The 24311-nt window shown below is 71.9% G+C and carries 17 protein-coding genes; 9 read left to right on the forward strand and 8 right to left on the reverse strand.

Features of this window, described 5'->3' with window-relative positions; genetic code table 11:
- The first annotated feature begins 76 nt into the window (after positions 1-76).
- Entirely contained in the window at positions 77-1291 is a 1215-nt protein-coding gene (locus ACFVQ0_RS01945; RefSeq protein WP_390083586.1) for an erythromycin esterase family protein, read from the forward strand.
- A 106-nt stretch (positions 1292-1397) separates the two neighbouring features.
- Here ACFVQ0_RS01945 and ACFVQ0_RS01950 read toward each other — a convergent pair whose 3' ends face one another.
- Complete coding sequence (locus tag ACFVQ0_RS01950; protein ID WP_390083588.1) at positions 1398-2729, reverse strand: hypothetical protein; 1332 nt, start codon at positions 2727-2729, stop codon at positions 1398-1400.
- A 286-nt stretch (positions 2730-3015) separates the two neighbouring features.
- Between ACFVQ0_RS01950 and ACFVQ0_RS01955 the strand changes: the two genes are divergently transcribed.
- From ACFVQ0_RS01955 to ACFVQ0_RS01975, 5 genes are all read left to right on the forward strand, one after another.
- Positions 3016-3177 (forward strand): hypothetical protein, encoded by a 162-nt coding sequence (locus tag ACFVQ0_RS01955; RefSeq protein ID WP_390083590.1) that lies wholly within the window; start codon positions 3016-3018, stop codon positions 3175-3177.
- Complete coding sequence (locus ACFVQ0_RS01960; RefSeq protein WP_390083592.1) at positions 3174-4886, forward strand: SulP family inorganic anion transporter; 1713 nt, start codon at positions 3174-3176, stop codon at positions 4884-4886. The genes ACFVQ0_RS01955 and ACFVQ0_RS01960 overlap by 4 nt, the downstream gene beginning before the upstream one ends.
- 108 nt (positions 4887-4994) lie before the next feature.
- A complete protein-coding gene (locus ACFVQ0_RS01965) occupies positions 4995-7556 on the forward strand; it encodes a S8 family serine peptidase (RefSeq protein WP_390083594.1) in 2562 nt (853 codons plus the stop codon).
- Positions 7556-10492 (forward strand): FG-GAP repeat domain-containing protein, encoded by a 2937-nt coding sequence (locus ACFVQ0_RS01970; protein WP_390083596.1) that lies wholly within the window; start codon positions 7556-7558, stop codon positions 10490-10492. Before ACFVQ0_RS01965 ends, ACFVQ0_RS01970 begins: the two co-directional genes overlap by 1 nt.
- A 117-nt stretch (positions 10493-10609) precedes the next feature.
- Positions 10610-13993 carry an ATP-binding protein gene (locus tag ACFVQ0_RS01975; RefSeq protein WP_390083598.1) on the forward strand — a complete coding sequence of 1128 codons (3384 nt, stop codon included), beginning with the start codon at positions 10610-10612 and terminating at the stop codon, positions 13991-13993.
- Positions 13994-14027: 34 nt separating this feature from the next.
- Here ACFVQ0_RS01975 and ACFVQ0_RS01980 read toward each other — a convergent pair whose 3' ends face one another.
- The 3 genes from ACFVQ0_RS01980 to ACFVQ0_RS01990 form a co-directional block, all read right to left on the reverse strand.
- Positions 14028-15686, reverse strand: coding sequence for an acyl-CoA dehydrogenase family protein (locus ACFVQ0_RS01980; protein WP_390083600.1), 1659 nt, complete (start codon positions 15684-15686; stop codon positions 14028-14030).
- 62 nt (positions 15687-15748) lie between these two features.
- A complete protein-coding gene (locus ACFVQ0_RS01985; RefSeq protein ID WP_390083602.1) occupies positions 15749-16369 on the reverse strand; it encodes a TetR/AcrR family transcriptional regulator in 621 nt (206 codons plus the stop codon).
- A gap of 280 nt (positions 16370-16649) precedes the next feature.
- Positions 16650-18521, reverse strand: a complete 1872-nt coding sequence (locus ACFVQ0_RS01990; RefSeq protein WP_390083604.1) for a transketolase — start codon at positions 18519-18521, stop codon at positions 16650-16652.
- 394 nt (positions 18522-18915) lie between these two features.
- Here ACFVQ0_RS01990 and ACFVQ0_RS01995 point away from each other — a divergent pair, with 394 nt between their 5' ends.
- The gene (locus tag ACFVQ0_RS01995; RefSeq protein WP_390083606.1) at positions 18916-19161 is read left to right on the forward strand and encodes a DUF6343 family protein; all 246 of its coding nucleotides are present in this window, start codon (positions 18916-18918) and stop codon (positions 19159-19161) included.
- 55 nt (positions 19162-19216) lie between these two features.
- Here the strand turns inward: ACFVQ0_RS01995 and ACFVQ0_RS02000 are convergent, their stop codons facing one another.
- Positions 19217-19684, reverse strand: a complete 468-nt coding sequence (locus ACFVQ0_RS02000; RefSeq protein ID WP_390083608.1) for a hypothetical protein — start codon at positions 19682-19684, stop codon at positions 19217-19219.
- Between the two features lie 253 nt (positions 19685-19937).
- Here ACFVQ0_RS02000 and ACFVQ0_RS02005 point away from each other — a divergent pair, with 253 nt between their 5' ends.
- Both ACFVQ0_RS02005 and ACFVQ0_RS02010 read left to right on the forward strand, forming a co-directional pair.
- Positions 19938-20888, forward strand: coding sequence for an SDR family NAD(P)-dependent oxidoreductase (locus tag ACFVQ0_RS02005; RefSeq protein ID WP_390083610.1), 951 nt, complete (start codon positions 19938-19940; stop codon positions 20886-20888).
- Positions 20889-20953: 65 nt separating this feature from the next.
- Positions 20954-21877 carry an SDR family NAD(P)-dependent oxidoreductase gene (locus tag ACFVQ0_RS02010; protein ID WP_390083612.1) on the forward strand — a complete coding sequence of 308 codons (924 nt, stop codon included), beginning with the start codon at positions 20954-20956 and terminating at the stop codon, positions 21875-21877.
- 94 nt (positions 21878-21971) lie between these two features.
- Here ACFVQ0_RS02010 and ACFVQ0_RS02015 read toward each other — a convergent pair whose 3' ends face one another.
- The 3 genes from ACFVQ0_RS02015 to ACFVQ0_RS02025 form a co-directional block, all read right to left on the reverse strand.
- Positions 21972-22811 carry a helix-turn-helix domain-containing protein gene (locus tag ACFVQ0_RS02015; RefSeq protein ID WP_390083614.1) on the reverse strand — a complete coding sequence of 280 codons (840 nt, stop codon included), beginning with the start codon at positions 22809-22811 and terminating at the stop codon, positions 21972-21974.
- On the reverse strand, positions 22808-23650 hold the full coding sequence (locus ACFVQ0_RS02020) for a helix-turn-helix domain-containing protein (protein ID WP_390083616.1): 843 nt from the start codon (positions 23648-23650) through the stop codon (positions 22808-22810). Before ACFVQ0_RS02020 ends, ACFVQ0_RS02015 begins: the two co-directional genes overlap by 4 nt.
- A 94-nt stretch (positions 23651-23744) precedes the next feature.
- Positions 23745-23969, reverse strand: a complete 225-nt coding sequence (locus ACFVQ0_RS02025) for a hypothetical protein (protein WP_390083618.1) — start codon at positions 23967-23969, stop codon at positions 23745-23747.
- Positions 23970-24311 lie beyond the last annotated feature (342 nt).

The following is a 24311-nucleotide window of genomic DNA, read 5'->3' on the forward strand; positions in this document are numbered from 1 at the left end:
CCATCCAACTCCCCGCTATTTTCAAGCCGGTTGTGCGAAAAGTTTCCACCGTTGGTTCAACGATAGCGTTGAAGGCATGGCTACTGGAATCAAGGACATCGCACAGGCCGTGGAGGCCTCCGCCGTCATGAAACTGCTCCCGGACCGGCCTCCTCGGCTGCTCGCCCTGGGCGAGCCCACCCATGGCGCGGGGGCGGTGCTGGACGCACGCAACGCGCTCTTCCGCCAACTGGTCGAGCAGGAGGGCTACCGCACGATCGCGATCGAGAGCGACTGCCTGATGGGCCTGCTCGTGGACGGCTACGTCACCTCGGGCACGGGCACGCTCGACGAGGTCATGGAGCACGGATTCAGCCACGATTGGGGCGCCTTCGCGGGCAACCGCGATCTCGTACGGTGGATGCGGGAGCACAACGAGGGCCGGCCCGCCTCCGAACAGGTCCGCTTCGCCGGATTCGACGGGCCGCTGGAGATCACCGGCGCCGCGAGCCCCCGGCAGTCCCTCATCGCGCTCCACGGTCACCTCTCGTCCCACGTGGACGCGGACCTGCTCCCCTGCGCCGCGGAGACGCTCGACCGGCTGCTCGGCCCGGACGACCGGTGGACAGAGCCCGCCGCGATGATGGACCCGGCCCGGTCGTTCGGGCGGTCGGAGGAGGCCGAGCGGCTGCGGCTGCTCACCGACGATCTCGTGGCGCTGCTCGATGCCCGGGCACCGCAGCTGATCGCGGCGGACTCGCGGGAGGGCTGGCACCGGGCACGCCTGTACGGCCGCACCGCCGTCGGACTGCTCCGGTACCACTTCTGGATGGCCGACACATCACAGAACCGCTTCTCCTGGCTGATGGGCCTGCGGGACTCGATGATGGCCGGCAACCTGCTCGCCCTGGCCGAGCGGGGTCCGGCACTGGTCAGCGCCCACAACGGGCACCTCCAGCGGGACAGGAGTACGACGCGGATGGCCGGCCGCCCGCTGGAGTGGTGGAGCGCCGGCGCACTCGTGAGCGCCCGCCTGGGCGAGGAGTACGCCTTTCTCGCCACGGTGCTCGGCACGCTCCGGCACCACGGTGTGGACACTCCGCCGCCGGACACCGTCGAGGGGCTCCTGTACGCGCTCCCGGAGGACCGCTGCGTCGTCGGCGCGGCGGGGCTGGCCGCCTCCCTCGGTGACACGCGGCCCGCTCCCCGGGTGTCCCCGTACTACGGCTACGCGCCGCTCGATCCGGCCCACCTGGACCGGATCGACGGGATCGTCTTCGTCAAGGACGCCCCGGAGAGTCCGGAGAGTTAGGAGAGCGCGGAGAGTCAGGAGAGCCGGGGCCTCCGGGAGCCGTCAGCCGCGCCCGCTTCGACTCCCGCCATCGCGGAGGTCATTGCTATCGGGTGACCGCGTCCGGTCAGGCAGGGGGCGCCACCGGGCCCCGGTCCCCCGTGCCCGGCCGGGCCGCCAGGAACTCCACCACGGCCAGGAGGAACAGCAGGCACAGCGCGATGCCGACGACCACCCAGCCGGTGGGGTGCGACCACAGCAGGTACACCACCAGTGAGGCGGCCACCAGCAGCCAGGTGATCCAGGTGCGGCGGCGGCGCACGAAGGGGCCCACCGGCCCGGTGCGCAGTCCGGCGCCGTCGGCGGTGGAGCGCACCGCCGCGATGCCGGTGACCCACAGCCGTCGTACGAGTCCGGCGCGCCGGCCCGGACCGGTGAGCCAGGCGGCCAGGGCGATGACGACGCCGACGGCGACGACCATCCGGACCGTGGTCTGCAGGAAGCGGGTCATGGCGTCGTAGACCGCGCCCGCCGCTCCCTGGGAGACGTCGGCGGGCAGCGCGTCCAGGTAGACCACTCGGAAGACCCGCAGTCCGATGCCGAGGACACCGGCGGCTGCCGCGGCGCCGAGGCTTCCCGCGACCAGAGCCCGGCGTCGGCGTACCGCGAGCAGTACCCCGGCGGCGATCAGGAGGACCGCGATCACCGGGAGCCAGTTGCCCAGGAACTGCAGGATCCGCACGTACGTCTTGACCTTGCCGATGTCGTCGGATCTGACGAGCGTGATGTCGGTGTGGATCTCGGGGATCCGTCCGGCGACCGTCAGACCGGCGTCGACCAGGCGTTGCTTGACCTGGTCGACCACGGGGGCCAGGTCGAGCGTGACCGCGTCGTCGGTCAGCTCGACGGCTCCGCCGCCCTTGCCGGTCAGCGCCTTGTCCACGGCGCTGTGGGCCCGGCGGTTGGTCTCGGTCCAGACCGTCTCGAACGCGTCGGAGGACACGGCCGCGCGCGCCTTGTCGTGTACGAAGCTGCGGACCGCGTCCTCCAGCGAGTCGCCCAGCGGCCCCAGCGCCTTCTCCAGGCGGGGCCGGTCCGCGGGCGCCACGTCGGCGAGGAGGGCCGGGAGGTCGATCCGGGTCATGAGCGCGTCGGTCACCCGCCCGGCCACGGCGTCCTGGACGTCGGGATCGGACGCCAGAGGTGCGACCGTGTCCACGTAGCGGCCGGTGTCCCCCACTTGGTCGGCCGCCCAGGCGGCGACGACGGAGAGCGGGGCGAGCAGGCATCCCACCGTGATGAGCACCGCGGCGAGGAAGGACCGGCTCCGGTGGCGAGGCGGCCGGGCGTGCTCGCTTTCGAGCGCGGCCACCCGCCTGCGCAGACCCACGAGTTCCGACTGTTCCAACCGCTCCTGCTGTCCGGGGCCGTCGTCGCCCGGTGTGCTTGCGTCCTCCACCCTGCCCCCTGCCCCGTCCGGCTCGCCTTCTGTCTGCCTGTCAGGGAAAGCTCTGCGGCGGATGGGCGCGAGCCGAACTGAGCCATTCGGGGTATTAACCAGGGTATTGATCCATTACATGGCGTCTTGTCATATGTTTCAACTACCTTGACCCATATGCACCGCCGGTCTCCGCAGTAGGCCGCGGAACCGACGCGGCACGGAGGCCGGCCATGGGCGACGCCATTGGACAAGCACCCGCCCCGGCGGTCGGCATCGCCATCGGTCCCGGACGGCGGGACTGGCCGTGGCACCCGTCGTCGCCGGCCCCGAGAACCTGGCGCCGGCCGTCGGAGGGGGTGCGGCAACGCCCAGCAGAGAGACGGCGAGCGGCACGATCGTGCGGAGCGACGCGATCGTCCTGGGGGTCGAGTACGTGGGTGACGCGGTGAGCGGCCTGGCCGCGTGAGCCCGGTGCGGGCCGTGTTCGAGCGGGCGAGGTCCCGGCTGGGCAGGCCGCGACCGGCGGATGTGGGTTCCGGGCTGGTCACCGGCCTCTTCTCCATCCCGGAGGGCATGGCGTACGCGGCGATCGCCGGGTTCAATCCGGTCGCCGGGCTGTACGCGGGCGTCGTACCGGCGATCGTCGGCTCGCTCACCGCCCGTACCGTCCTGATGGTCACCACCCTCACCAGTGCGATCGCCCTCACCTCCCAGAGCGTGCTGAAGGACGCCGGACTCGACCCGATGGACACGGGCGGCGTCGCCACCCTGACGCTCATGGCGGGCGTGGTCATGCTGCTGATGGGGGCACTGCGGCTCGGGGTGCTGCTGAGCTTAGTGTCCAACGCCGTGATGACGGGCTTCTCCGTCGGCATCGCGCTACAGATCGTCACCGGAGTCCTCAAGGACGCCACCGGCTACGATCCGCACGGCCACAACCGCCTCTACCAGCTGGGCGACTGGCTCGCGCATGTCACGGACTGGCAGCTCGACACCACTCTCGTCGCCCTCGTCACCATCACGGTGTGGGCGCTCGCCGGGCTGCTGCGCCCCCTGAAGCCGGTGGCCCTGCTGATCGCCATGGTCGTCTCGACCGCCGGGGTCGCGGTGTTCGGTGTGGACGTGGAACTGGTGCGCGACATCGCGCACATCCCGGCCACGCTCCCCGGGTTCTCCGCGCCCGACCTGTCCGCCGTGCCGCATCTGCTCGGCGGGGCGTGCGCGGTGGCCCTGGTGGCGCTGGCGCAGGCCGCCGGGATCGGGCCGTCCGTGCCGAACCCCGATGGCTCCCGCTCCTCCGTCAACGGCGACTTCGCGGCCCAGGGGCTGGCCAACCTCGCGGGCGGGTTCTTCCAGGCGCTGCCGGCCGGCGGCTCGTTGTCCCGCACCGGGGTGGCTGTCTCCGCCGGCGCCCGCACCCGGTGGGCGGGGGTGCTCTCGGGCGTACTGCTCGCCGCCGTCGTGCTGGTGTGCGCACCGCTCGCCGAACGCATCCCCATGCCGGTCATCGGTGGGCTGATCCTGGTGGTCGGCGGGGAGCTGATCCGGGGCAAGCGCCAGGACGTACGGCTGGTGCTGCGGACCTCGTGGCTGTCGTCCGCGGCGATGGCGCTGACCTTCCTGGCCACCACTCAGATCCCGTTGCAGCGGGCGATCGTGCTCGGCGCGGTCCTCTCGCTGCTGCTGTACTGCGTCCAGGCGGCGCGCCGGGCCCGGCTGCTGGCGCTGGTGCGCGACCCGGAGGGCCGGTGGCATCTGGCGCCGGTTCCCGAGCGGCTGACGCCCGGCGAGGTCACCGTCCTGTACTACGACGGGGTCAGCCTGTTCGCCGAGCTCCCCAGGATCGAGGCGTCGCTGCCACGGGCGGACGGCGCGACGGGGGCCGTGCTCGTCCTCGTGATGCGTGGGCTGCCGGACGTACCGTCCTCCATGGTGGTCAAGCTGCTGCGGCGCCGGATCCGTGAACTCGACCGGAACGGGGCCCGGCTGGTCCTGGCGGGCGTGCAGCCGGAGCTCGGCCACCTGCTGGCGGCGACCGGCATCTCCGCGGATCTCGGCCCCGACGGGGTGATCCCCGCCGAGGGGGCGCTGTTCGAGCCGCTGGAGCAGGCGCTCGCGCAGAGCCGTGAGTGGGCCCGCCGTCACTCGGGCGACGGTGCGCCGGACGGCTCCTGAACCGGACGGAGTCCCTGGCCAACGCTCCCGCCGGGCCTTGTAATGCCCGAGTAACGGTGCCCCTCTAGCGTCCGGACTCCCCCGTACCGTTCCTGGAGGAGCATCCCGATGCACCTGTCCCGATCGCCCCGGCGCAGAACCGCCGCATGGGCGGCCGCAGCGCTCACCGTCACGGGCCTGCTGATCGGCCCACCGTCCGCGGCCGCCGCATCCGGGCCGACCGCCCAGGTCGACGCCGCCCTGCTGAACGCCGTGGACAACGGCGGCGACGCGTCGTTCTTCGTCGTCCTCAAGGACAAGGCCGACCTGTCGCCAGCCAAGAGCAAGCGCGCCCACGCCGCGAAGGCGAAGTCGGCGTTCAGCGAGCTGAAGACCAAGGCACAGACCAGCCAGCGTTCGCTGAACTCCTTCCTCGACAAGAAGAAGGTCGGCCACCAGGACTTCTGGATCGCCAACACCGTCAAGGTCACCGGTGACGCGGACCTGATCGCGGAACTCTCGAAGCGCTCCGACGTCGCGCGGATCGTCAAGGAGCAGCATTACAAGCTCGACGACATCGAGAGCAAGCCCTCCAAGGCCGAGACCAAGGCGGCGGTCAAGGCCGCCTCGAAGGCCGCGGCCACCGAGGAGGACGGCGCGCCCGAGTGGGGCGTCAAGGACATCAAGGCCGACCAGGTCTGGGACGAGTACCAGGACCGCGGCGAGGGCATCGTCGTCGCCGACCTCGACTCCGGTGTTCAGTACGACCACCCGGATCTGGTCGGCAACTACCGGGGCAACAACGGCGACGGCTCCTTCACGCACGACTACAACTGGTTCGACGCCAGCGGTCAGTGCCCCACGAGCGCCCCGTGCGACAACAACGGGCACGGCACGCACACCATGGGCACGATGGTCGGCAAGGACGGCGTCGGCGTCGCCCCGGGCGCGACCTGGATCGCGACGAAGGGCTGCGAGACCGATTCCTGCTCGGACGCGTCGCTGCTCGCGGCCGGTCAGTGGATCCTCGCGCCGACCGACCACAACGGCAAGAACCCGCGCCCTGACCTCGCCCCGAACATCGTCAACAACTCCTGGGGCGGCGGCAACACCACGTTCTACCAGGACACGGTCGAGGCCTGGAACGCGGCGGGCATCTTCGAGGCCTTCGCGGCCGGCAACAAGGGCAACGGCTCCACCTGCTCGACCACAGAGGCCCCCGGCGCACAGGCTCCGGCCTACGGCGTCGGCGCGTACGACTCGACCGGGAAGATCGCGAATTTCTCCGGCTTCGGCCCCTCGCTCGTCGACGGCTCCATGAAGCCGAACATCTCGGCCCCGGGCGTCGACGTCCGCTCCACCTGGCCGGGCAGCTCGTACAACACCATCTCCGGTACGTCGATGGCGACTCCGCACGTCTCCGGAGCGGTGGCACTGCTGTGGTCGGCGGCCCCTTCGCTCATCGGTGACATCGACGCCACCCGCACCCTGCTCAACGAGGGCGCGACCGACGTCGACGACACGCACTGCGGCGGCACCGCGGGCGCCAACAACGTCTGGGGCGAGGGCAAGCTCGACATCTACTCCTCCATCGAGAAGGCTCCGCACAGCGCGGGTACCGTGACCGGCAAGGCCACCGACAAGGCCACCGGCGCCGCGCTGTCCGGCCTCTCCGTCCAGGCCACCGACGCCGCGGGCACCTCGCGCGCCGTGCACACCACAGAGAACGGCGGCTACCGCCTGACGCTGTCGGCCGGTACGTACGACTTCAAGGTCAGCGGCTACGGCTACGCGACCTCCACCGTCTCCGGTGTCGAGGTCACCGAGAGCGGGGACCTCAGCCAGGACTTCGCGCTCGACGCCGTCGCCTCGCACCAGGTCTCCGGCACCGTCAAGGACGTCCAGGGCCGGCCGCTGGGCAAGGCCACCGTCGAGGTCTCCGGTACGCCGGTGAAGCCGGTCACCACCGGCACCGACGGCACGTTCACCCTGCCGGCCGTCGCCGAGGGCAGCTACACCCTGACCGTGACGCCCGCCGCCCCGGTGCTCTGCAACGGTGTGTACACGGAGTCCGTCGAGGTGGCCGGTGACACGACGGAGAAGATCAAGCTTCCCTTCCGCACCGACTCCTACGGGCACACCTGCTCCCCGGCGACGTACTCCTGGGTCAAGGGAACCAAGAACGTGACGCTCAGCGGTGACGAGGACGCCACGACGATCTCGCTGCCGTTCCCCGTGGAGCTGTACGGCGTCTCGTACACCAGCGCCTCCGTCACCACCAACGGTCTGATCAACTTCATGGAGCCGCGGCTCGGTGACTTCGACAACGTCGCGCTGCCGTCCGTCTCCCAGCCCAATGGTGTTGTCGCCGCTCTCTGGGACGACCTGGTCCTGGACAAGAAGTCGAGCGTGCAGACGGCCACCAAGGGCGATGTGGGCCACCGTACGTTCGCCGTCGTCTGGAACAAGGCCGCCTACGCGGACGGCTCCGGCAACCGCGCCACCTTCGAGGCCGTGTTCGACGAGGCGACCGGTGCGGTGACGCTCCAGTACAAGACGGTCGACGACCGCGGCGCCGGCGCGACGGTCGGCATCGAGAACCAGGCCGGCCTCGACGCGCTCCAGTACTCGTACAACCAGCCGGTGCTGACCGCCGGTTCCGCCGTTCGTATCGCGCCGGAAGGCAAGTAATGAGAACCCACGCCTCGCGGCGGGCCCTGCGGCTCGCCTCCACCCTCGTCGCGGCCGGTCTCGCGCTGACCGCCGCCCCGCACGCGCTGGCCGCCGACAGCTCCCCCACGGCGATGCGGCTCACCGCTGCCCAGGCCAAGCAACTGGCCGCGAACGCCCACGTCGACGTGTACGGCGACGGCGACGGCACGGCCAAGGACGACGCCGCCACCCCGGATCACGGGTCATCGCTCCAGGGCTCGTCCGGCAAGAGCGCGCCGAAGCCCAAGGCGTCCGGCACCGCGGCCAAGGACACGCCCGTCACCTTCACCAAGAAGTCCGCGCTGGACGGCGTCAGCGGACTGGGCGCCACGGTGCCGGCCGGGTCGCACGGGTACTTCACCGTGCACAGCCTCGCCACCATCCAGCTCCACAAGGCCGACGGCTCCACCGCCTGGGCACGCAACAACGAATCGCTGTACGCGGACTGGGGCATCACGCACCTGCGGCCCTGGGAGAAGGAGTTCTACCCGGCCCGGGTCCAGATGGGCTACAACGCGGTCAGCCCGTTCTCGCCCTATTCCGACCAGGGTTACGACTCGGCCGACCTGACCGGTGACGGCATCCCCGACCTGGTCTTCTCGGCGAGCGTCGGCATGAACCCGCCGACCGGCGTCACCATCCCCGGCACCACGATGACGTCCGGCACGGTGGTGACCGTCCTCGACGGCAAGACCGGGGCCACGCTCTGGTCGAAGGTGTACGCCTTCGCCGGAATGGTCAAGATCGTCGACGGCACGCTGCTGGTCGCCGACTCGCCCCAGCTGAACGGCGCGTCGTCGGCCGACGCGACGGGCGCCCTGCACGGGATCCGGTTCTCGTACGCCGACGGGGCACTGACCCCCTCCTCGACCTGGACCTATGACACCGGGGAAACCGGGATGGCCGCCTGGGGCGCGCTGGAGGACGCGGGCGACGGGAAGGTCGCCGCCTCCTGGAACCTCAGCAAGGCCGACACGGTCGCGGCGCGCGGCCGCACCCTGGTCCTGGACACCGCCGACGGCTCCCTCGTCTGGAAGACGGACAGCGAGCTGTACGGGCGTCAGCTGCACCTGGACGCGGCCCGGGGCCGGATGGTGGCCCTGGAGCAGGCGGACACCTCGGACGCGGTCAAGTACCAGATCGCCTCCTACGACCTGGCCAGCGGCAAGCGCATCACGCTGGACACCCGGATCAACGCCCTGCCGACCGCCATGACGGTCGGTGACGTCGCGTCCGGCGGCGGGACCGAGTACGCGGTCAGCGAGTCGACGCTCGACTCCAGCATGTTCCTGAACGCCAGCACCGTCCGCGTCCTGAGCGGCTCGGACGGCGCCACCGTCCAGTGGACGCACACCACCAAGCGTGCGCCCGGCAACACCAGGAACGCTCCGTCCACCTGGCACCTGGACGTCGTCGGGGGCAAGCTGATCGCCGCGGCCCAGGACGACACGGACAGCGAGCTGGCGCAGAACATCGGCAGCCTGCGGTACGGCTCGCTCACGGCGTTCAACGCCAAGGGAAAGGTCGCCTGGCGACAGGCAGGCCTCAACGCCTCGCCCATGTTCCAGCAGCCGTACCGCTCCGGCGGCGACGACTACGTACGGACCATCGACCCGCAGCAGAACATCCACGAGTACAAGGTGGGCAACGGCAAGGCGCAGAGCCTGACGCCGCTCCAGGCCGAGCTCAACTACGCGCAGGCCACCGATCTGGACGGCGACAAGAAGCCGGACGTGGTCGCCGGGGGCACCTCGGACGGTGTGTGGGCCTGGTCTGGCCCGTCGCTGGTCAAGGGCGCGCCCAAGCTGCTGTGGAAGGCCACCGTGCCCGGCGCGGTGCTCAGCGTCCAGACCGGTGACGTGACCGGTGACAAGAAGCCCGAGGTGATCGTCGCCGCGGAGAAGGCCGTGGTCGTGCTCGACGGCACCACCGGCAAGGTGCTGACGACCATCGACGGCGGCGGGCAGTACGTGCGCTCCGTCACGGTCGCCGACACCGACGGCAAGGGCAAGGCCGAGATCCTCGTTCCGACCGACGCGCTGCGCGTCTACAAGGGCAACGGCAAGGCGCTGTGGACGTATTCGGCTCCCGCAGAGGCGGGCGACGTGGTCTTCTCCGACACCGTGACCGGTGACGGCCAGGTGTACACGCAGTACAGCTCGGTGGGTGCGCTGCACCTGGCCGACTCCGCGCAGAACGGTGTCGCGCTCGACGGTGCGAAGGGCACCGTGAAGTGGACGGCCGATCCCAAGGCACCCGCCGGAGCGGTCGACGGCAAGCTGCACGGCGCGCTCCTGGACCACGCCGTCTTCGCCTCGCCGAACATTCCCTACGCGGACGGGCACGCGGTCGTCTACACCTGGATGGCACTGACCGACCCCACCACGGCCGGCGACATCTCCACCGCCACCCCGCACGTCGTGACGGAGATCCGCGACGGGCGCACCGGGGAACTGCTGCACAGCGTCGTGGACGGCAGCCCGTGGTCCCACGGCAACTTCTTCACCGACGACAAGGGCGGCTCGCTGTACCGGGCGGGCTTCGGGGTGATCACCGGATACGGCGCCGACGGCCAGGACACCAGCGGCTCGATCCTGGCGCCGCTGCGGTCCGCGCAGTTCATCACCGGGCCGGCCGGCCGCAAGCTGGTGGCCGGTGGGGTTGAGGGCGGCATGGGTGTGTGGGACCCGTCGGTCCTCACCTCGGACGCGGCCTTCCAGTCGAGTCTTGGCACCGCCTCGCTGTTGGGCGGCCGCAACTTCCTCGCCGCGGACTTCGACGGCGACGGGGTCGACGACATGGTCTCGCTGAACTTCGACCACCACGGCATCAACCGAATGGCGGAGGAACTGGGCGGCGGCGTGCTCTCCCTGACCGACGTGGCGCTCCAGCTGGGGGTGTACACCCTGTCCTGACGCTCCACCGGGTCAGTGCCTCGGCACATCGCCATGACGACCCGTGAGCGTTGACCACTGAGGACCCCCGGGCCGAGCCCGGGGGTCCTCAGCTTGCTCGGTTACAGTTGCGCCCTCATGAACGCACGACGTACCACCGGCACCGATCCCGTGGCGCCACGTTTGAATCTGCACCTTTTCGGAGGTTTTCGGGTCACCCGGGAATCCGGCGCGGAGTCTGCCGAACGCTGGCCGAGACTGACCGCACAGGCCCTGGTGAAGCTGCTCGCCGTGGTACCGGAACACCGCCTGCACCGCGAGCAGGTCATCGACATCTGCTGGCCAGGCGCGGACCCGCACGCGGCGCAGGGCAGCCTGCGCGTCGCACTCCACTCGGCGCGCCGGATCCTGGAGCCCGAACTCGCCTCACGTGCCACGTCCTCCTACCTGGTCTCGGAGGGGGCGCTGCTGTTCCTGAACCCGGCGACGGTGTGGATCGACGCGGACCAGGCCGAACGGGACGCGCGGGACGCGCTGGCGAGCGGCGGCGTCGCGGAGCTGGCGCGGGCCCTGGAGTGGTTCTCCGGCGAACTGCTGCCCGAGGACCGTTACGCCGACTGGGCCGAGGGCCGTCGCTCGCAGCTCGCGGAGCTGAAGGAGCGGGTGCTGCTCGGGCTCGCCGCCGCGCATCTGGAGGCGGGCGCGGTACGGGAGGCGGCGGCGGCCGCCGAGCGGGTCCTCGAATCGAGTCCCGCCGAGGAGCTGGCGCACCGCGTCCTCATCGATGTCTACACCCGGCAGGGGCTGCGGCGCCGCGCGGTGCGGCAGTACCACGTATGCCGGGCCACGCTGGACGCGGAGCTGGGGGTGCGGCCCGGCCCGGAGACCGACCGTCTGCACCGGGTCGCGCTGGCGGCGGAGCTTGTGCTCGTGCCGTCGGCGCCTTCCCTGCCCGCTGTCCTGCGGGTCCCGGTCGCGACCCCGCTGCGCGGACGCGAGGCCGTCCTCGAACGGCTGCTCGCGGCGGACGGGCCCGCTGTCGTCAGGCTGCTGACCGGTGAGGCGGGGGTGGGCAAGACCCGGCTGGTGGGCGAGGTGGCGCGGCGGGCCGCCGCATCCGGGACGGCGGTGCTGTGGGGCGGCGGCCACGACGCGGAGGGGCACACGCCGTACGGGGCGTTCGCGGAGGCGCTCGACGGATGGCTGGCAGAGCGCGACCCGGACCAGCGGGCCGGGGTCGGCGCGGAGTACCCGGAACTGGCCGCGTTCCTCCCGGCACTCGGCCGGGTGCGCGCGGACGAGGAGCGGAGCCCGGAGGAGGAGCGGGACCGGCTGTTCCGCGCCACGGCCGGCCTGCTCGGCGAACTGTCCTCCGTGCAGCCGGTGCTGATCGTCCTGGACGACCTGCACGCGGCGGACGAGGGCTCGTTCCAGCTGCTGAGCCACTTGGCGCGGCGGGCGGCGCAGACCGGCGGCCCCCGGTTCCTGGTGACGTGCCGCGAGGAGGAGATACCCGACGGCGATCCGCGCAGGACCGGGCTGACCTCGCTGCTGCGCCAGGGGCTGGCCACACGCGAGGAGGTGGGGCGGCTCAGCCAGGAGGCCTGCCTCGCGGTGGTACGGGACACGGTGCTGCTGCCCGCCGCACGGCATCCGGCGCCGGGACCTGACGCCCCGGCCGGTGACGTAGCGGCAGAGGAACGGCTGAACCGGGTGTGGGAACTCTCCCTCGGCAACCCGCTGTTCGCCGTCGAGCTCGCCCACGGTCTGGCCGAGGACGTGCCCGGAGTCCCGGCTCCGGACGGAATCCGGCAGCTGGTGGCGGAGCGGCTCGGCCGGCTCGACCACGACACGCGGCGTCTCGTCGAGGCGCTCTCCGTCGCCGGTCCGGAGACCGCCCTGTCCGAACTGCTCGACGTCGCCGCGCACGGACTGCACCCGCCGGTCTCCGCCGGCGCCGCCACCGACGCGCTGGAGCACGCCATCGGCGCCTCCCTCGTCGAGGAGCGCGAGATCGTGCTGGCCGGCCAGCACGAGGCCGGGCTGATCTTCCGGCACCCACTGGTCCGGCTCACCTGCTACGAGGAACTCTCCTCTGTCCGGCGCAGGCAGTTGCACGGCGCGTTCGCCCAGGCCGTGCTGCGCCGCCGCCCCGACGCCGTCGACACCCTCGCCGCGCACTTCGCGCACGCCGACGACCCGCGCGCCGCCGAGTACCTGCGCAGGGCCGCCGCACGGGCCGCGGCCCTCTTCGCCAACGACACCGCCGACCGCTACTACCGGGATCTGGTGGCGCGGCTCGACGTGGACGCGGCCCGGGCCCGCCTCGCGCACAGCCAGGTGCTCTGCCGGATGGGCAACTTCGGCGAGGCGGCCGAGGTACTGCGGCTCGCGCTGGACGAGTTCGCCCGCCGGGGCGACCACGAGGACGTCGTCCTCACCGCCGCCTGGCTGGCCGACGCCCTGGCGCGGGCGGGTGGCCCGGACTTCGGCCGTCAGGTGCTGGGCGAGCATCCGGTGACCGAGGACACCGCGGCGGAGCCGGCCGCCGGGCACTACCTCGCGCTGTCCATGATCTGCAAGATCCAGGGGCGCTACGAGGAGGGCTACCTGGCCGCCCAGCAGGCGCTCGCGGTCGCGCTGCGGGTGTCCGGAAAGCAGGGACAGGGGCTCGTCGCCCGCTCGTACGCCTTGCAGGCCAGCAATCTGGGCCTCAACGGGCGGCTGGACGAAGCGCGTACGGCGGCGGGCCGGGCGCTCGCTCCGGCCGAGGAGTACGGGGATCCGACCCTGCTCGGCTCGGTCCTGTCCACCCTGCGGGAGAACCGGCGGCGGGGCGGGCGGCTGCGCGAGGCCGTGGCCATGGGAGAGCGCGCCCTCGATCTCGCGGAGCAGTCGGGCGATCCGATCGCGGCCGCGTTCGAGCGGGCGAACCTGGCCGAACTGTTCCTGCTACTCGAAGAGTTCACCGCCGCGCGGACGCTCGCGGAGGCGGCGGTGGCGAGCGCGGAGCCGGACGACGCGTGGTGTCTGCCGTACACGCTGGCGACGCTGGCGCTGGTGCGGATACGCACCGGGGAGCCCTCGGAGGCGGCGGCCCTGCTGGACCGGGCCGAGCGGTCCGCCGTCGGCATGGTGGACCGCCAGGCCGGCCACGAGGTACGCACGGCCCGCGCCGAACTCGCCCTGCGCGCCGGTCTCCCGGGCGACGCGCTGCGCGCCGTGGACGGATTCGCTCAGGAGGCCCCGGTACTGACCGCCTGGGGGCAACTGCGTGCGGGACACGCCGCATCGGCGCGGCGGATCGCGCAAGCGGAGGTCGAGCGGGCGGCGCGGACCGGCGAGCGGATCGCCGAGGCGGACGCCCGGATCGCCCTGGCCATGGCCCTGTTCCGGCTGGCGGAGCACCCGGCCGCGCGGGAGGCCCTGGACCGTGCGGAGGAACTGGTACGGGCGCTGCCGTATCCGGCGGGCATCCGTCATGCGGCCGACGCGCGCCGGCTGATGGACGAGACCGCCTGAGGCCGGCAGCCCCCGGCGCTCACCCCCGGCGGACTCAGGCCGGAAGCCGCTCCAGCAGTCCGGCGAAGTCCGTTCCCGGCGCGAGGGTGCCGAACGCCTGGCCCCGGTCCCCGTCCAGCCGGGACGCGCAGAAGGCGTCCGCGACCGGGGCCGGTGCGTGCCGGACGAGGAGGGAGCCCTGGAGCACGAGCGCGGCACGTTCGATGAGACGGCGGGCGCGCAGCGGGGCGTCCTCGGTGAGGACGAGTTCGCCGCGCAGCTCCCGCCAGGCGGCGTCCAGTCGCCGGTCGGCGCCGGATGCGGCCTCGATCTCGGTGTGGAAGGCCGCGAAGGACTCGGGCTCACGGGCCAGTGCCCGCAGCAGGTCGAGGGCGTTCACATTGCCGGAACCCTCCCAGATGCCGTTGAGCGGGGCCTCCCGGTAGAGGCGCGGCATCCCCGACTCCTCGACGTATCCGTTGCCGCCGAGACATTCGAGCGCTTCGGCCACCGCGACGGGCTGGCGCTTGCAGACCCAGTACTTGGCCACGGCCGTGGCGAGCCGCAGGAACGCGCGCTCCCCGGCATCGCCCCGCTGCGCCCGGTCGGCGGCGCCGGCCAGCCGCAGCGCCATCGTCGTCGCGGCCTCCGACTCCACGGAGAGGTCGCCGAGCACGTTGCGCATCAGGGGCTGGTCGATCAGTCGGGCGCCGAACACCGCGCGGTGGCGGGCGTGGTGGGCGGCCTGGGCGAGAGCGGCGCGGGTACCGGCGGCGGAGCCCAGGACGCAGTCCAGGCGCGTCATGGTGACCATGTCGATGATGGTGCGTACGCCCTTGCCCTCGGTGCCGACGAGCCAGGCCACCGTGTCGTCGAACTCGGGCTCGCTGCTGGCGTTGGCGCGGTTGCCGAGCTTGTCCTTGAGCCGCTGGATGCGGAAGGTGTTGCGGCTGCCGTCGGGCAGCACGCGCGGCACGAGGAAGCAGGAGAGTCCGCCGGGCGACTGGGCGAGCACGAGGAAGAGGTCGTTCATCGGCGCGCTGGTGAACCACTTGTGCCCGCGCAGCCGCCAGGTTCCGTCGGCCGCTTCGGTCGCTGTCGTGGTGTTGGCCCGTACGTCGGTGCCGCCCTGCTTCTCCGTCATGCCCATCCCGGCGAGCAGACCGGGCTTTTCCGCCGGGGTGCGCAGGCCGGACTCGTAGACCCGGCTGGTGAGCAGCGGCTCGTACGTCTTGGCCAGGTCGGGTGAGTGGCGCAGCGCCGGGACCACGGCGTACGTCATGGAGACCGGGCACAGGTGCCCCGGCTCCAGGGTCGTCATCAGCATGAAGCCCGCGGCGCGGGCCACATGGGCGCCGGGACGTTCGTCGGCCCAGGCCGCTCCGGCCAGGCCGGCGCCCACCGAGGTGTCCATGAGGTGGTGGTAGGCGGGGTGGAACTCGACCTCGTCGACGCGGTGTCCGTAGCGGTCGTGGGTGCGCAGGACGGGCTCGTGGTCATTGGCCTGGTCGGCCCAGCGCTGCGCGTCCTCGCTGCCGACGAGGAGGCCGAGGCGGTGCAGTTCCCCGGTGTGCCACTCGGCGCCCTCGCGCCGCACGCCCTCCAGCAGCACGGCGTCGTCCGCGACATCGTGGCCGGCCAACGGCGGTGTCTGGTTGGTCACTTCGTGGGTGAGGGCGGTGGGGTGGCTGCGGGGGGCGTCGGTCGTGGGCACGGGTTTCCTCCGAGTGGGATGGACGGGACGCGGACGGGAGGGACGGGTTCGCGCCGGTCCGGTCAGGGCTGCGGGGAGCGGGGCGGGGCGCCCGCGCAGCGCAGCGCCATGGCGACGAGTTCGGCGAGGAGCGCCTCCGCGGCCTTCTCGTCTCGGGTGCCGAGCGGGTCGACGAGCACTTCACCGATCGCGCCGGTGAGCGCGGCCGCGGTGATCTCGCCGTTCTGGGCGGGCAGCAGACCGGACTCAATGCCCTCGTGCACGACCTGGGCGAACAGGGCTCGGTAGCGGCGGCGGAATTCGAGCCGTTCGGCGCCGACCGCGGCTTCGGCCGGGGCGGCGAGCAGGGCGTAGGCCAGTCCGCGGTTCTCCAGGGCGCGGCGGGCGAAGACCTCGACGCCGCGTCCGATCCGCCCGACGGGGTCGCCCGGCCCCTGGAGCACCTCGCCCAGCACCTCGACCTCGCGCCCGGCGGCGCGCCGGAACACCTCGACGGCGAGGGCGGTCTTGGACGCGAAGTGCTGGTAGACCGATCCGGCTGCGATGCCCGCCGAGTCGGCGACGGCGGTGACGGACGCCTGTGACCAGCCCACTTCCGTGATCACCGAGGTGGCACAGGTGATCAGGTGCTCTCTGGCTGCTTCGAGCCGACTGATCTCGGCTGGGGTCTTGCGGTAGGCCATAAAAGAAGTGAACCACCATTCAGAGTTTCCCGCCACGGTCGGCCCCACCGGCCCGGCCCGCGAGGAGAACTCGATACACCTCAGAACCCCCCTTTCCCGCCCTCCCCCGCCGACCCGCGAGACAGCGGGGCACGGGGGCCGTCGGCATGCCGGGACGGCGCCCGCGACTGCCTCACGGGTTCGCCCGCTGCGCGGCTGATCCGCCGGGACTGGGCTCAGGACCTCGGCTCGTCCGTGGCCCTGAGCGAGACATGGCGGAAGAGAGCTCCCTGACCGTATGTCAGCGGCTCTTGACCAGACCGCGGGCCGAGTCCGCGATGTGGGAGCGGGAGATCCCGGCCGCGTCGAGGAGTTCGTCCGTGGTGCCCGAGCCCGGCAGGCCGGTGACGGCGAGGTGGGCGAAGCGCGGGTTGCTGCCGGACGCCGCGAGGGCCGAGAGGACCGCTTCTCCGATACCGCCTTCGGGATGGTGGTCTTCGACCACGACCAGGGCTCCCGTGTCCGAGGCGGCCCGGACCATGGTGCCGGCGTCGATGGGCTTGACCGAGTACAGGTCGATCACCCGGGCCGGGATGCCGTCGGCGGCGAGTTCTTCGGCGGCGGCCAGACACTCGTGCAGGGTCACACCGGCGCCGATCAGGGTGACCTGGTCGGCGTCGCCCCCGCGCACGGTTTTGGAGCCCCCGGGCCGGAAGGTTTCGTCCCCGTCGTAGAGGACCGGATAGGCCCCGCGCGTGGTGCGCAGGTACGAGATGCCGTCGATGTCGGCCATGGCGGCCGTCAGCGCGGCGGCCGAGGTCGCGTCGGACGGATAGAGGACGGTGGATCCGAGGACGGCTCGCATCATCGCGAGGTCCTCGACACCCATCTGGGAGGGACCGTCGGCCCCGATCTCCACGCCGCTGTGGGTACCGCACAGGGCCATGGTGACCTCGGAGACGGCGGCCATCCGGATGAAGTCGTGCGCCCGGGTGAGGAAGGCGGCGAAGGTGGTCGCGTAGGGGCGGTAGCCGCGCACGGCCATGCCGACGGCGGTGGCGATCATCTGCTGTTCGGCGATGTAGGTCTGGAAGTACCGCTCCGGATGCGCCTTCTTGAAGTCCTCGGCGTGCGTCGAGTTGCCGACCTCCGCGTCCAGGGCGACCACGTCGGGGCGGGCCCCGAGGGCGGCCAGTGCCTTGCCGAAGGCGACCCGGGTGGCGACCTCGTCCCCCACGTCGTAGCGGGGCAGCTCCACCGGGCCCGCTGCCGGGGCCGGGGCCGGGGTGGCCTCCGGCGGCCTGGGGCCGCGCACCCTGAGATCGCGGATGCCGCCCAGTTCCGCCACGGCCCGCTCGGCCAGGTCCTCGGGCAGCGGTTTGCCGTGCCAGCCCTCCTTGTCGGCGACCTCGCTGACGCCTTGGCCCTTCACGGTCCTGGCGACGATGACGGTGGGCGCCTGCCCGTCGGTGGCGGTGGTCAGGGCCCGGTCGACCGCTTCGAGGTCGTGGCCGTCGACCACGACGGCCCGGCAGCCGAATGCCTCGGCACGCCGCGCGTAGGCAGCCGTGTCCCACTCCAGCTCGGTCGGTCCGCTCTGGCCGAGCCTGTTGACGTCGACGATCGCGGTGAAGTTGGCCAGCTGGTGCCGTCCCGCCTTGTCGAGCGCCTCCCAGACGGAACCCTCGCTCATCTCGCTGTCCCCGCAGAGCACCCATACCCGGTAGGGCTGCTTCTCCAGGTCCCGGCCGGCCAGCGCGATGCCGACCCCGTACGCGATGCCCTGGCCCAGAGACCCGGTAGCCAGGTCCACCCAGGGCAGCACCGGGGTGGGGTGCCCCTGGAGCCGGTGACCGAACCGGCGGTACGTGGTCATCAGCTCCTCGTCACCGATGATTCCGACGGCCTTGAACATGGCGTAGAGGAGGGGGGACGCGTGCCCCTTGGAAAAGATCAGGTGGTCACCGGCGGGATTGTCCGGCGCCGACCAGTCGTAGTGCAGATGGCGCGCGAGCAGGACGGCCATCAGATCGGCGGCCGAGAGGCTGGAGGTGGGGTGCCCCGAACCGGCGGACGTGCTGGACCGCACGGAGTCCACGCGCAGTTGCTGGGCAAGCTCGAAGACCTGGTGCAGGTCACTGCTGGAATCGAGCGTGGTCGGTCGGGTGGACATGGCCGGGCCTTTCGTACGGGTGCGGGGGGCGAAGGGGGGGAGACGGTGCGAAGGGGAGACGGTGCGACGGTGCGACGGTGCGACGGGAGACGAGTTCCCTGATCCGGGCGATCCATCACATCTCCGGTCCGCTTGACCTCGTTCGGCCGTCGGCCACGCCCCATGGGCTACGGGCGGAGACTGCGCAACGGTGATGCGCGCGTCGCCGCACCGACTGCGCCCCGCCGGTATCACCCCAATGCACGATGCCTCCTCCCGCTCCCGGTTCCCGTCCGGCTCCAGGGCCACCGCGTATTCCGGCGTTCGAGGGGCCCGCCGGCCCCGTCCGGTCAGGCTCCTGACAGCTACGGTGGCCAAGGGCCGACACGACACGCCTGAGGAGCGCGAGATTCGGATGAGACGAGGCACGGAACCCGCAAACGCCCGCAGTGCGCTGCGCCTCAGGAGGATTCTTGCGACGTCGGCTCTGCTGCTCTTCGTCGTGGCCGCGGTGCTGCTCGCCCTAGGGGCTGCTGCCGCCGGTCCCGGCGACACGCCGACCCGCACGGAACTGGCCGTTCTCGCCGGGGTGTGCGCCCTCCTCGCCGCGACCGCCGGCATCGACCTCCTGGTGCTCCGGCGGAGGCTGAGACGTCAGTGAGGTCCTGCCCGCCCGTGGCCTCGGGCCTTCCCCGCGAACCCGTGTGTTCGGATCGCTAGCCGGCGGTGAACTTCCGGCCGAGGAACTGAGCGAACACGCCCCGTGGGTCGCCGGCAACATATGTGTTCTGCAAGAACTTCAGCTTGTGCTCGGTGTCCCCGGTCCGGATGATCATCCGGCCGCGTCCGAGGGGGAGCTTCCGGTATTCCGCCGAGACGATCTCGTCCCAGGGCACGAGGGTCATACGCGACGAAGCGAGCAGACCCTCGACCCCGTTGCGCAGCACCTTCTCGATGAACGGGCTGCCGTACACCGAGTTCGTTCCGGACGCCGCGCCGACGGCGCTTCCGCCCAGAGCCACGCTTGCTCCCGCCGTGACCCCCTGAGCGACACCGGCCGCACCGGCCCTGCCCGAGACGATCGCCTTGTGGATCACGATGCCCCGGCCCAGGACGACGACGATGCGTCCCATACCTGCCGGTGCCCACGCGGCGAGTACGTCGTCGTCGTGCGGTCGGTCCATCGGCTCCATCGGACCTCCCAAGCCCCCGGCCGGCACGGCGCCGCGCCGCGCCGCGAGGCAGCCTAGTCGACCGTTGCGTCCACGAACATGCCTGCTGCCCGAACAGCATTCGCTCGGCACCGAGGACCCGGTGCACCTGGTTTATTCCCGGGCTGGCCCTGCCGCTCTCCCTCTTGACAGAGCAATGGCCTGGGACGTGGGTCGGACGGATGGTGGAGGAGCAAGGTCCTGCTCAAGACTCCAGGGATGTTCCATGGCTCTTCTCACCACCTCCTTCGACCGTGAGTCCACCGCTGACGACGTACTCAGCGGGGTCGTCCTGCACGGTCGTACCGCGCTCGTGACCGGGGGTTCCTCCGGAGTGGGCCTCGCGACCGCCCGCGCTCTCGCCCGAGCCGGGGCGCTGGTCGTGATCGCCGCCCGTGGCCTGGAGCGGGCTCGTGAAGCGGCCGCAGGCGTCACGGCGGAGACCGGGAACGAGGCCGTGACAGCGGTGCCGCTCGATCTCAGCGACCCCTCCTCCGTGCGCGGCCTCGTCCGTGCTTGGGAGGGCCCGCTGCACATGCTGGTCGACAACGCCGGGATCATGGCCCTCCCCCAGCTCGACCTGACCGCCGACGGCTGGGAGCGCCAGTTCGCCACCAACCACCTCGGCCACTTCGCCCTCGCGACCGGGCTCCACGACGCGCTCGCCTCCGTCGGCGGACGAATCACCGCCGTCAGCTCGACCGGGCACCTGGCCTCCCCAGTCGTATTCGACGACATCAATTTCCACGAGCGCCCGTACGATCCCTTCCTCGCCTACGGCCAGTCGAAAACGGCCGTTGTCCTCTTCGCGGCCGAGGTCGCCACGCGCTGGGCGGCGGACGGCATCACGGCCAATTCACTCATGCCCGGCGGGATCAAGTCCCCGTTGCAGAAGCACGCCTTCGGTGAGGACATGTCGGACGAGGCCCGCGCCGTGTACGACAGTTACCCCTGGCGCAGCGCGGACCAGGGCGCTGCCACGTCGGTGCTGGTCGCCGCGTCCCCGCTGCTCGACGGCGTCAGTGGCCGCTACTTCCAGAACTCCAACGAGGCACCTGTCATCGACCCCGTCCTGTTCACGCGGGAGGCCGAGCCGGTCGGCGTGGCGCCGCACGCCCTCGACCGGGAGTCGGCCGCGCGACTGTGGGACTTGTCGGCGAGGGCCACCGGCGCCTGAGCCGCCCGCGTCCCGTCCCCGTATCCGCTTCGGCCTCCGCGCCCTGACAACTAAGGAACACTTACATGAACCAGCCTCTCCGGACTCCCTTCGGGTTCTCGTCCACCACCGACGACGTCCTCAAGGGGGTCTCACTGGCCGGCAGGCGAGCCGTCGTCACGGGCGCCACCTCGGGCCTCGGTACGGAGACGGCCCGCGCGCTCGCCTCCGCGGGCGCCGAGGTGGTCCTCGCCGCCCGCCGGCCGGAGGCCGCCGCCGAGACAGCCGCCGAAATCACCCGCACCACGGGAAACCCGGGAGTCAGCGCCCGCGCCCTCGACCTCGCCGACCTGCGCTCCGTCCGCGCCTTCACCGACGCCTGGACAGGCCCGCTGCACATCCTCGTCAACAACGCGGGGATCATGGCGCTCCCCGAGCTGGACCGTACCCCGGAGGGCCGCGAGCTCCAGTTCGGCACGAACTACGTGGGGCACTTCGCACTCACCCACGGGCTCTACCCGGCGCTCGCGGCCGCGAGGGGCGCCCGGATCGTCTCCGTCAGCTCCACCGGGCACCTCATGTCACCGGTGATCTTCGACGACCTCGACTACCGCTTCCGGCCGTACGACCCCTGGTCGGCGTACGGGCAGTCGAAGACCGCCGACATCCTGCTCGCCGTAGGCGCGGACCGGCGCTGGTCCAGTGAGGGCATTCGCGCCAACGCCCTCAACCCCGGTGCCATCGCCACCAACCTCCAGCAGCACACCGGTGGTCTGCGCACCCCGGAGCACCTTCGCAAGACGGTCCCCCAGGGAGCGGCGACCAGCGTCCTGCTCGCGGCCTCGCCCCTGCTGGAGGGCATCGGCGGCCGGTACTTCGAGGACTGCGCGGAATCCCCAGTGATCGAAAGCAGCGGGGCCCTGGGCTCGGGCGGCGTCGCCCCCTACGCCCTCGACCAGCAGAACGCGGAACGGCTGTGGCAGACGGGCGAGGAGCTGATCGCCCGATGAGTGCCCCGGCGACGACGGTGTCGGCCTGATCGGGCTGGGGGCGAGGAGCACGGGATCGACACGCTGGACGGCTTCCCACGGCTGAAAACGGTCCTCAGGACTCCGCCGACACCTCTCGCACCAGCCGGTCCAGCGCGGCCGCGGACGGGGTGCCCGGGACGGCGGTGTGCACCACAAGGAGGGTGCCGGCCAGTCCCGGGACGGCGAAGCGCTGGTACTCCAGGCTCAGAGGGCCCACGGCCGGATGGTCGATCTCCACGGTCCCGCCGGGCGGCGGGCTCACCTCGTACCGCTCCCAGAGCGTCCGGAACTGCGGTGACGCAGCCGTCAGCTCGTCGCGCAGGGCGCAGAGGCGGGGGTCGTCGGGGACCCGGTCGGCGAAGGCCCGCAGCGAGGCGACAGCGCGGGCGAGAAGTTCGGGGGCGTTGCGGTAGCGCCGACGGACGCTGTCGCCGAGGAAGGCGGCGCGCAGCAGGTTGACGCCAGGACGGTAGAAGGGCGCAAGGGCGGTCGCCACGGGGGTGGCGGCGAGCACGTCCAGGTAGGCGTTCTGGACGACGGCCGGGACGTCGTCCCAGACGGTGAGCAGCTCGCGCAGCCCGGCGGGCAGACGGCCGGCCACGTTGCCGGGACCGGCCGGGTCGTCCGGCGGCAGATGCCCGCCCAGACGGTGCAGGTGGCGGGTGGCGGCGTCATCGAGCCGCAGGGCGCGGGCCAGCGCGGCGAGGACCTCGGGCGAGGGGTTGCGGTCACGTCCCTGTTCGAGGCGGGTGTAGTACTCAGGGCTGATCCCGGCGAGTCCGGCCAGTTCCTCGCGGCGCAGGCCGGGCACACCGCGGCGGCCGGTACCCGCGGGCAGCCCGGCGCCTTCAGGGGGAAGCGCGTCACGGCGAGCCCGCAGGAAAGCCCCCAGGGCAGGCGAGGGGGTGCTCACGCGGGGGGCTCCTCAGCTCGTGCGGCGGTGGCGGCGAGCGAGGCGAACAGTGCGGCTTCGCGGCTGCCGGGCGGGGCGTGGTAGACGACGAGGACCTGCCCCTCGTCGGGCAGGACAGTCAGCTTCTCGTAACGGAGATCGAGGACACCGAGCGTGGGGTGGAACAGACGGGTAGCGCCCGCGGTCCGCGGACGCACGTCGTACCGGTCCCACAGCAGTTTGAACTCCTCGCTTCCGGAACACAGTTCAGCGATGAGCGCGGCGAAACGCGGATCGGTGGGTACGGATCCCGCCAGGGCACGCAGCGAAGCGACGACGGAGGCACTGACGGAGTCCCAGTCGTCGTAGAGCTCGCGGACCCGAGTGCCGAGGAAAGCGGCGCGCAGCAGGTTGACGCCGACGCGATAGCTGGGTGAGAGCGCGGTGGCCAGAGCATTGGCGACAAGGACGTCCTGGTAGCGCCCCTGGACGAAGGCGGGGGTGTCCGTGCGGCTGAGCACAAGTTGCCGTGCGGGCTCCGGGACGGTCTCCGGAGCGTACGAGGCCGGGTGCGATCCGGGGCTGCCCTGGGCAAGGGTGTGGAGGTGGGCGCGGGCATCGGCGTCGAGGAGGAGGACGCGGGCGAGCGCGTTCGTCACCTCCGGTGAGGGGCGACGGTCCCGGCCGCGTTCCAGGCGCACGTAGTACGCCGCGGAGATCCCGGCGAGAGCGGCGACCTCCTCCCTCCGTAGCCCCGGCAGCCGACGGCGCGACGAGGCGGCGAGACCCACCTCCTCGGGCCGGACGAGGGCCCTGCGCGCGCGCAGGAAGTCACCGAGGGAATGGGGAGGTGGAGCCACACTCCCTACCGTAACCGTCCCTCACGCGGCTCTTCCCGCCGGTTCCGCCCAGGGCGATCCGGCAGGAAGTCCCCTCGGCGCCGGTCCGGCGACATCAGGGTGCTGCGTATTCGTGGGCGGGTGCGCCCTGCCACTCGACGAGGGACGCGCTGTCGAGGGCCCGCTCAGGATTGGCCATTCCGGCGTCGGCGAGGAACACGATGACGTCATGGTCGCTGTGGGCGAGCCCGAGCCGTTCTTCGCGGCCGGCGATGTGCACGGTGACGAGCCTCGCACCGGAGGGTGCCGGCCGGTGGATCACGATCGGAGGCGTAGCCATGACTCCAGCGTGACCCGGAGCGCCGCCGCCCGCATCCGCTCCGGACCCGGGCGCCCGCACGGCAGGCGGATGGGAACACGGGGGCGGTGGACCGGCTGCCCCTGGCCCCCGGTCGCGACCAGCGGCTGAAGGTCACCCCCAGCTGCGTCTCGTGCCAAGGCCTCCTCCCCCTTTCGCCACCGGAGCCGCAAGGGGCTCCGACCAATCACCGCGGCTCGTGGTCAGCAAAGTGTCAGCGGCAGGACCAGGTGGTCGAAGTGCCCCAACGAGTACGGGATCAGGTATCGCAACGCGCCCGGCAAGCAGACCGAGGAGGCCGCTTCGCCAACCAGGACCAGGCCA

Origin of the sequence: Streptomyces sp. NPDC057900, assembly GCF_042887885.1 — a bacterium.
Classification (GTDB): Bacteria; Actinomycetota; Actinomycetes; order Streptomycetales; family Streptomycetaceae; genus Streptomyces.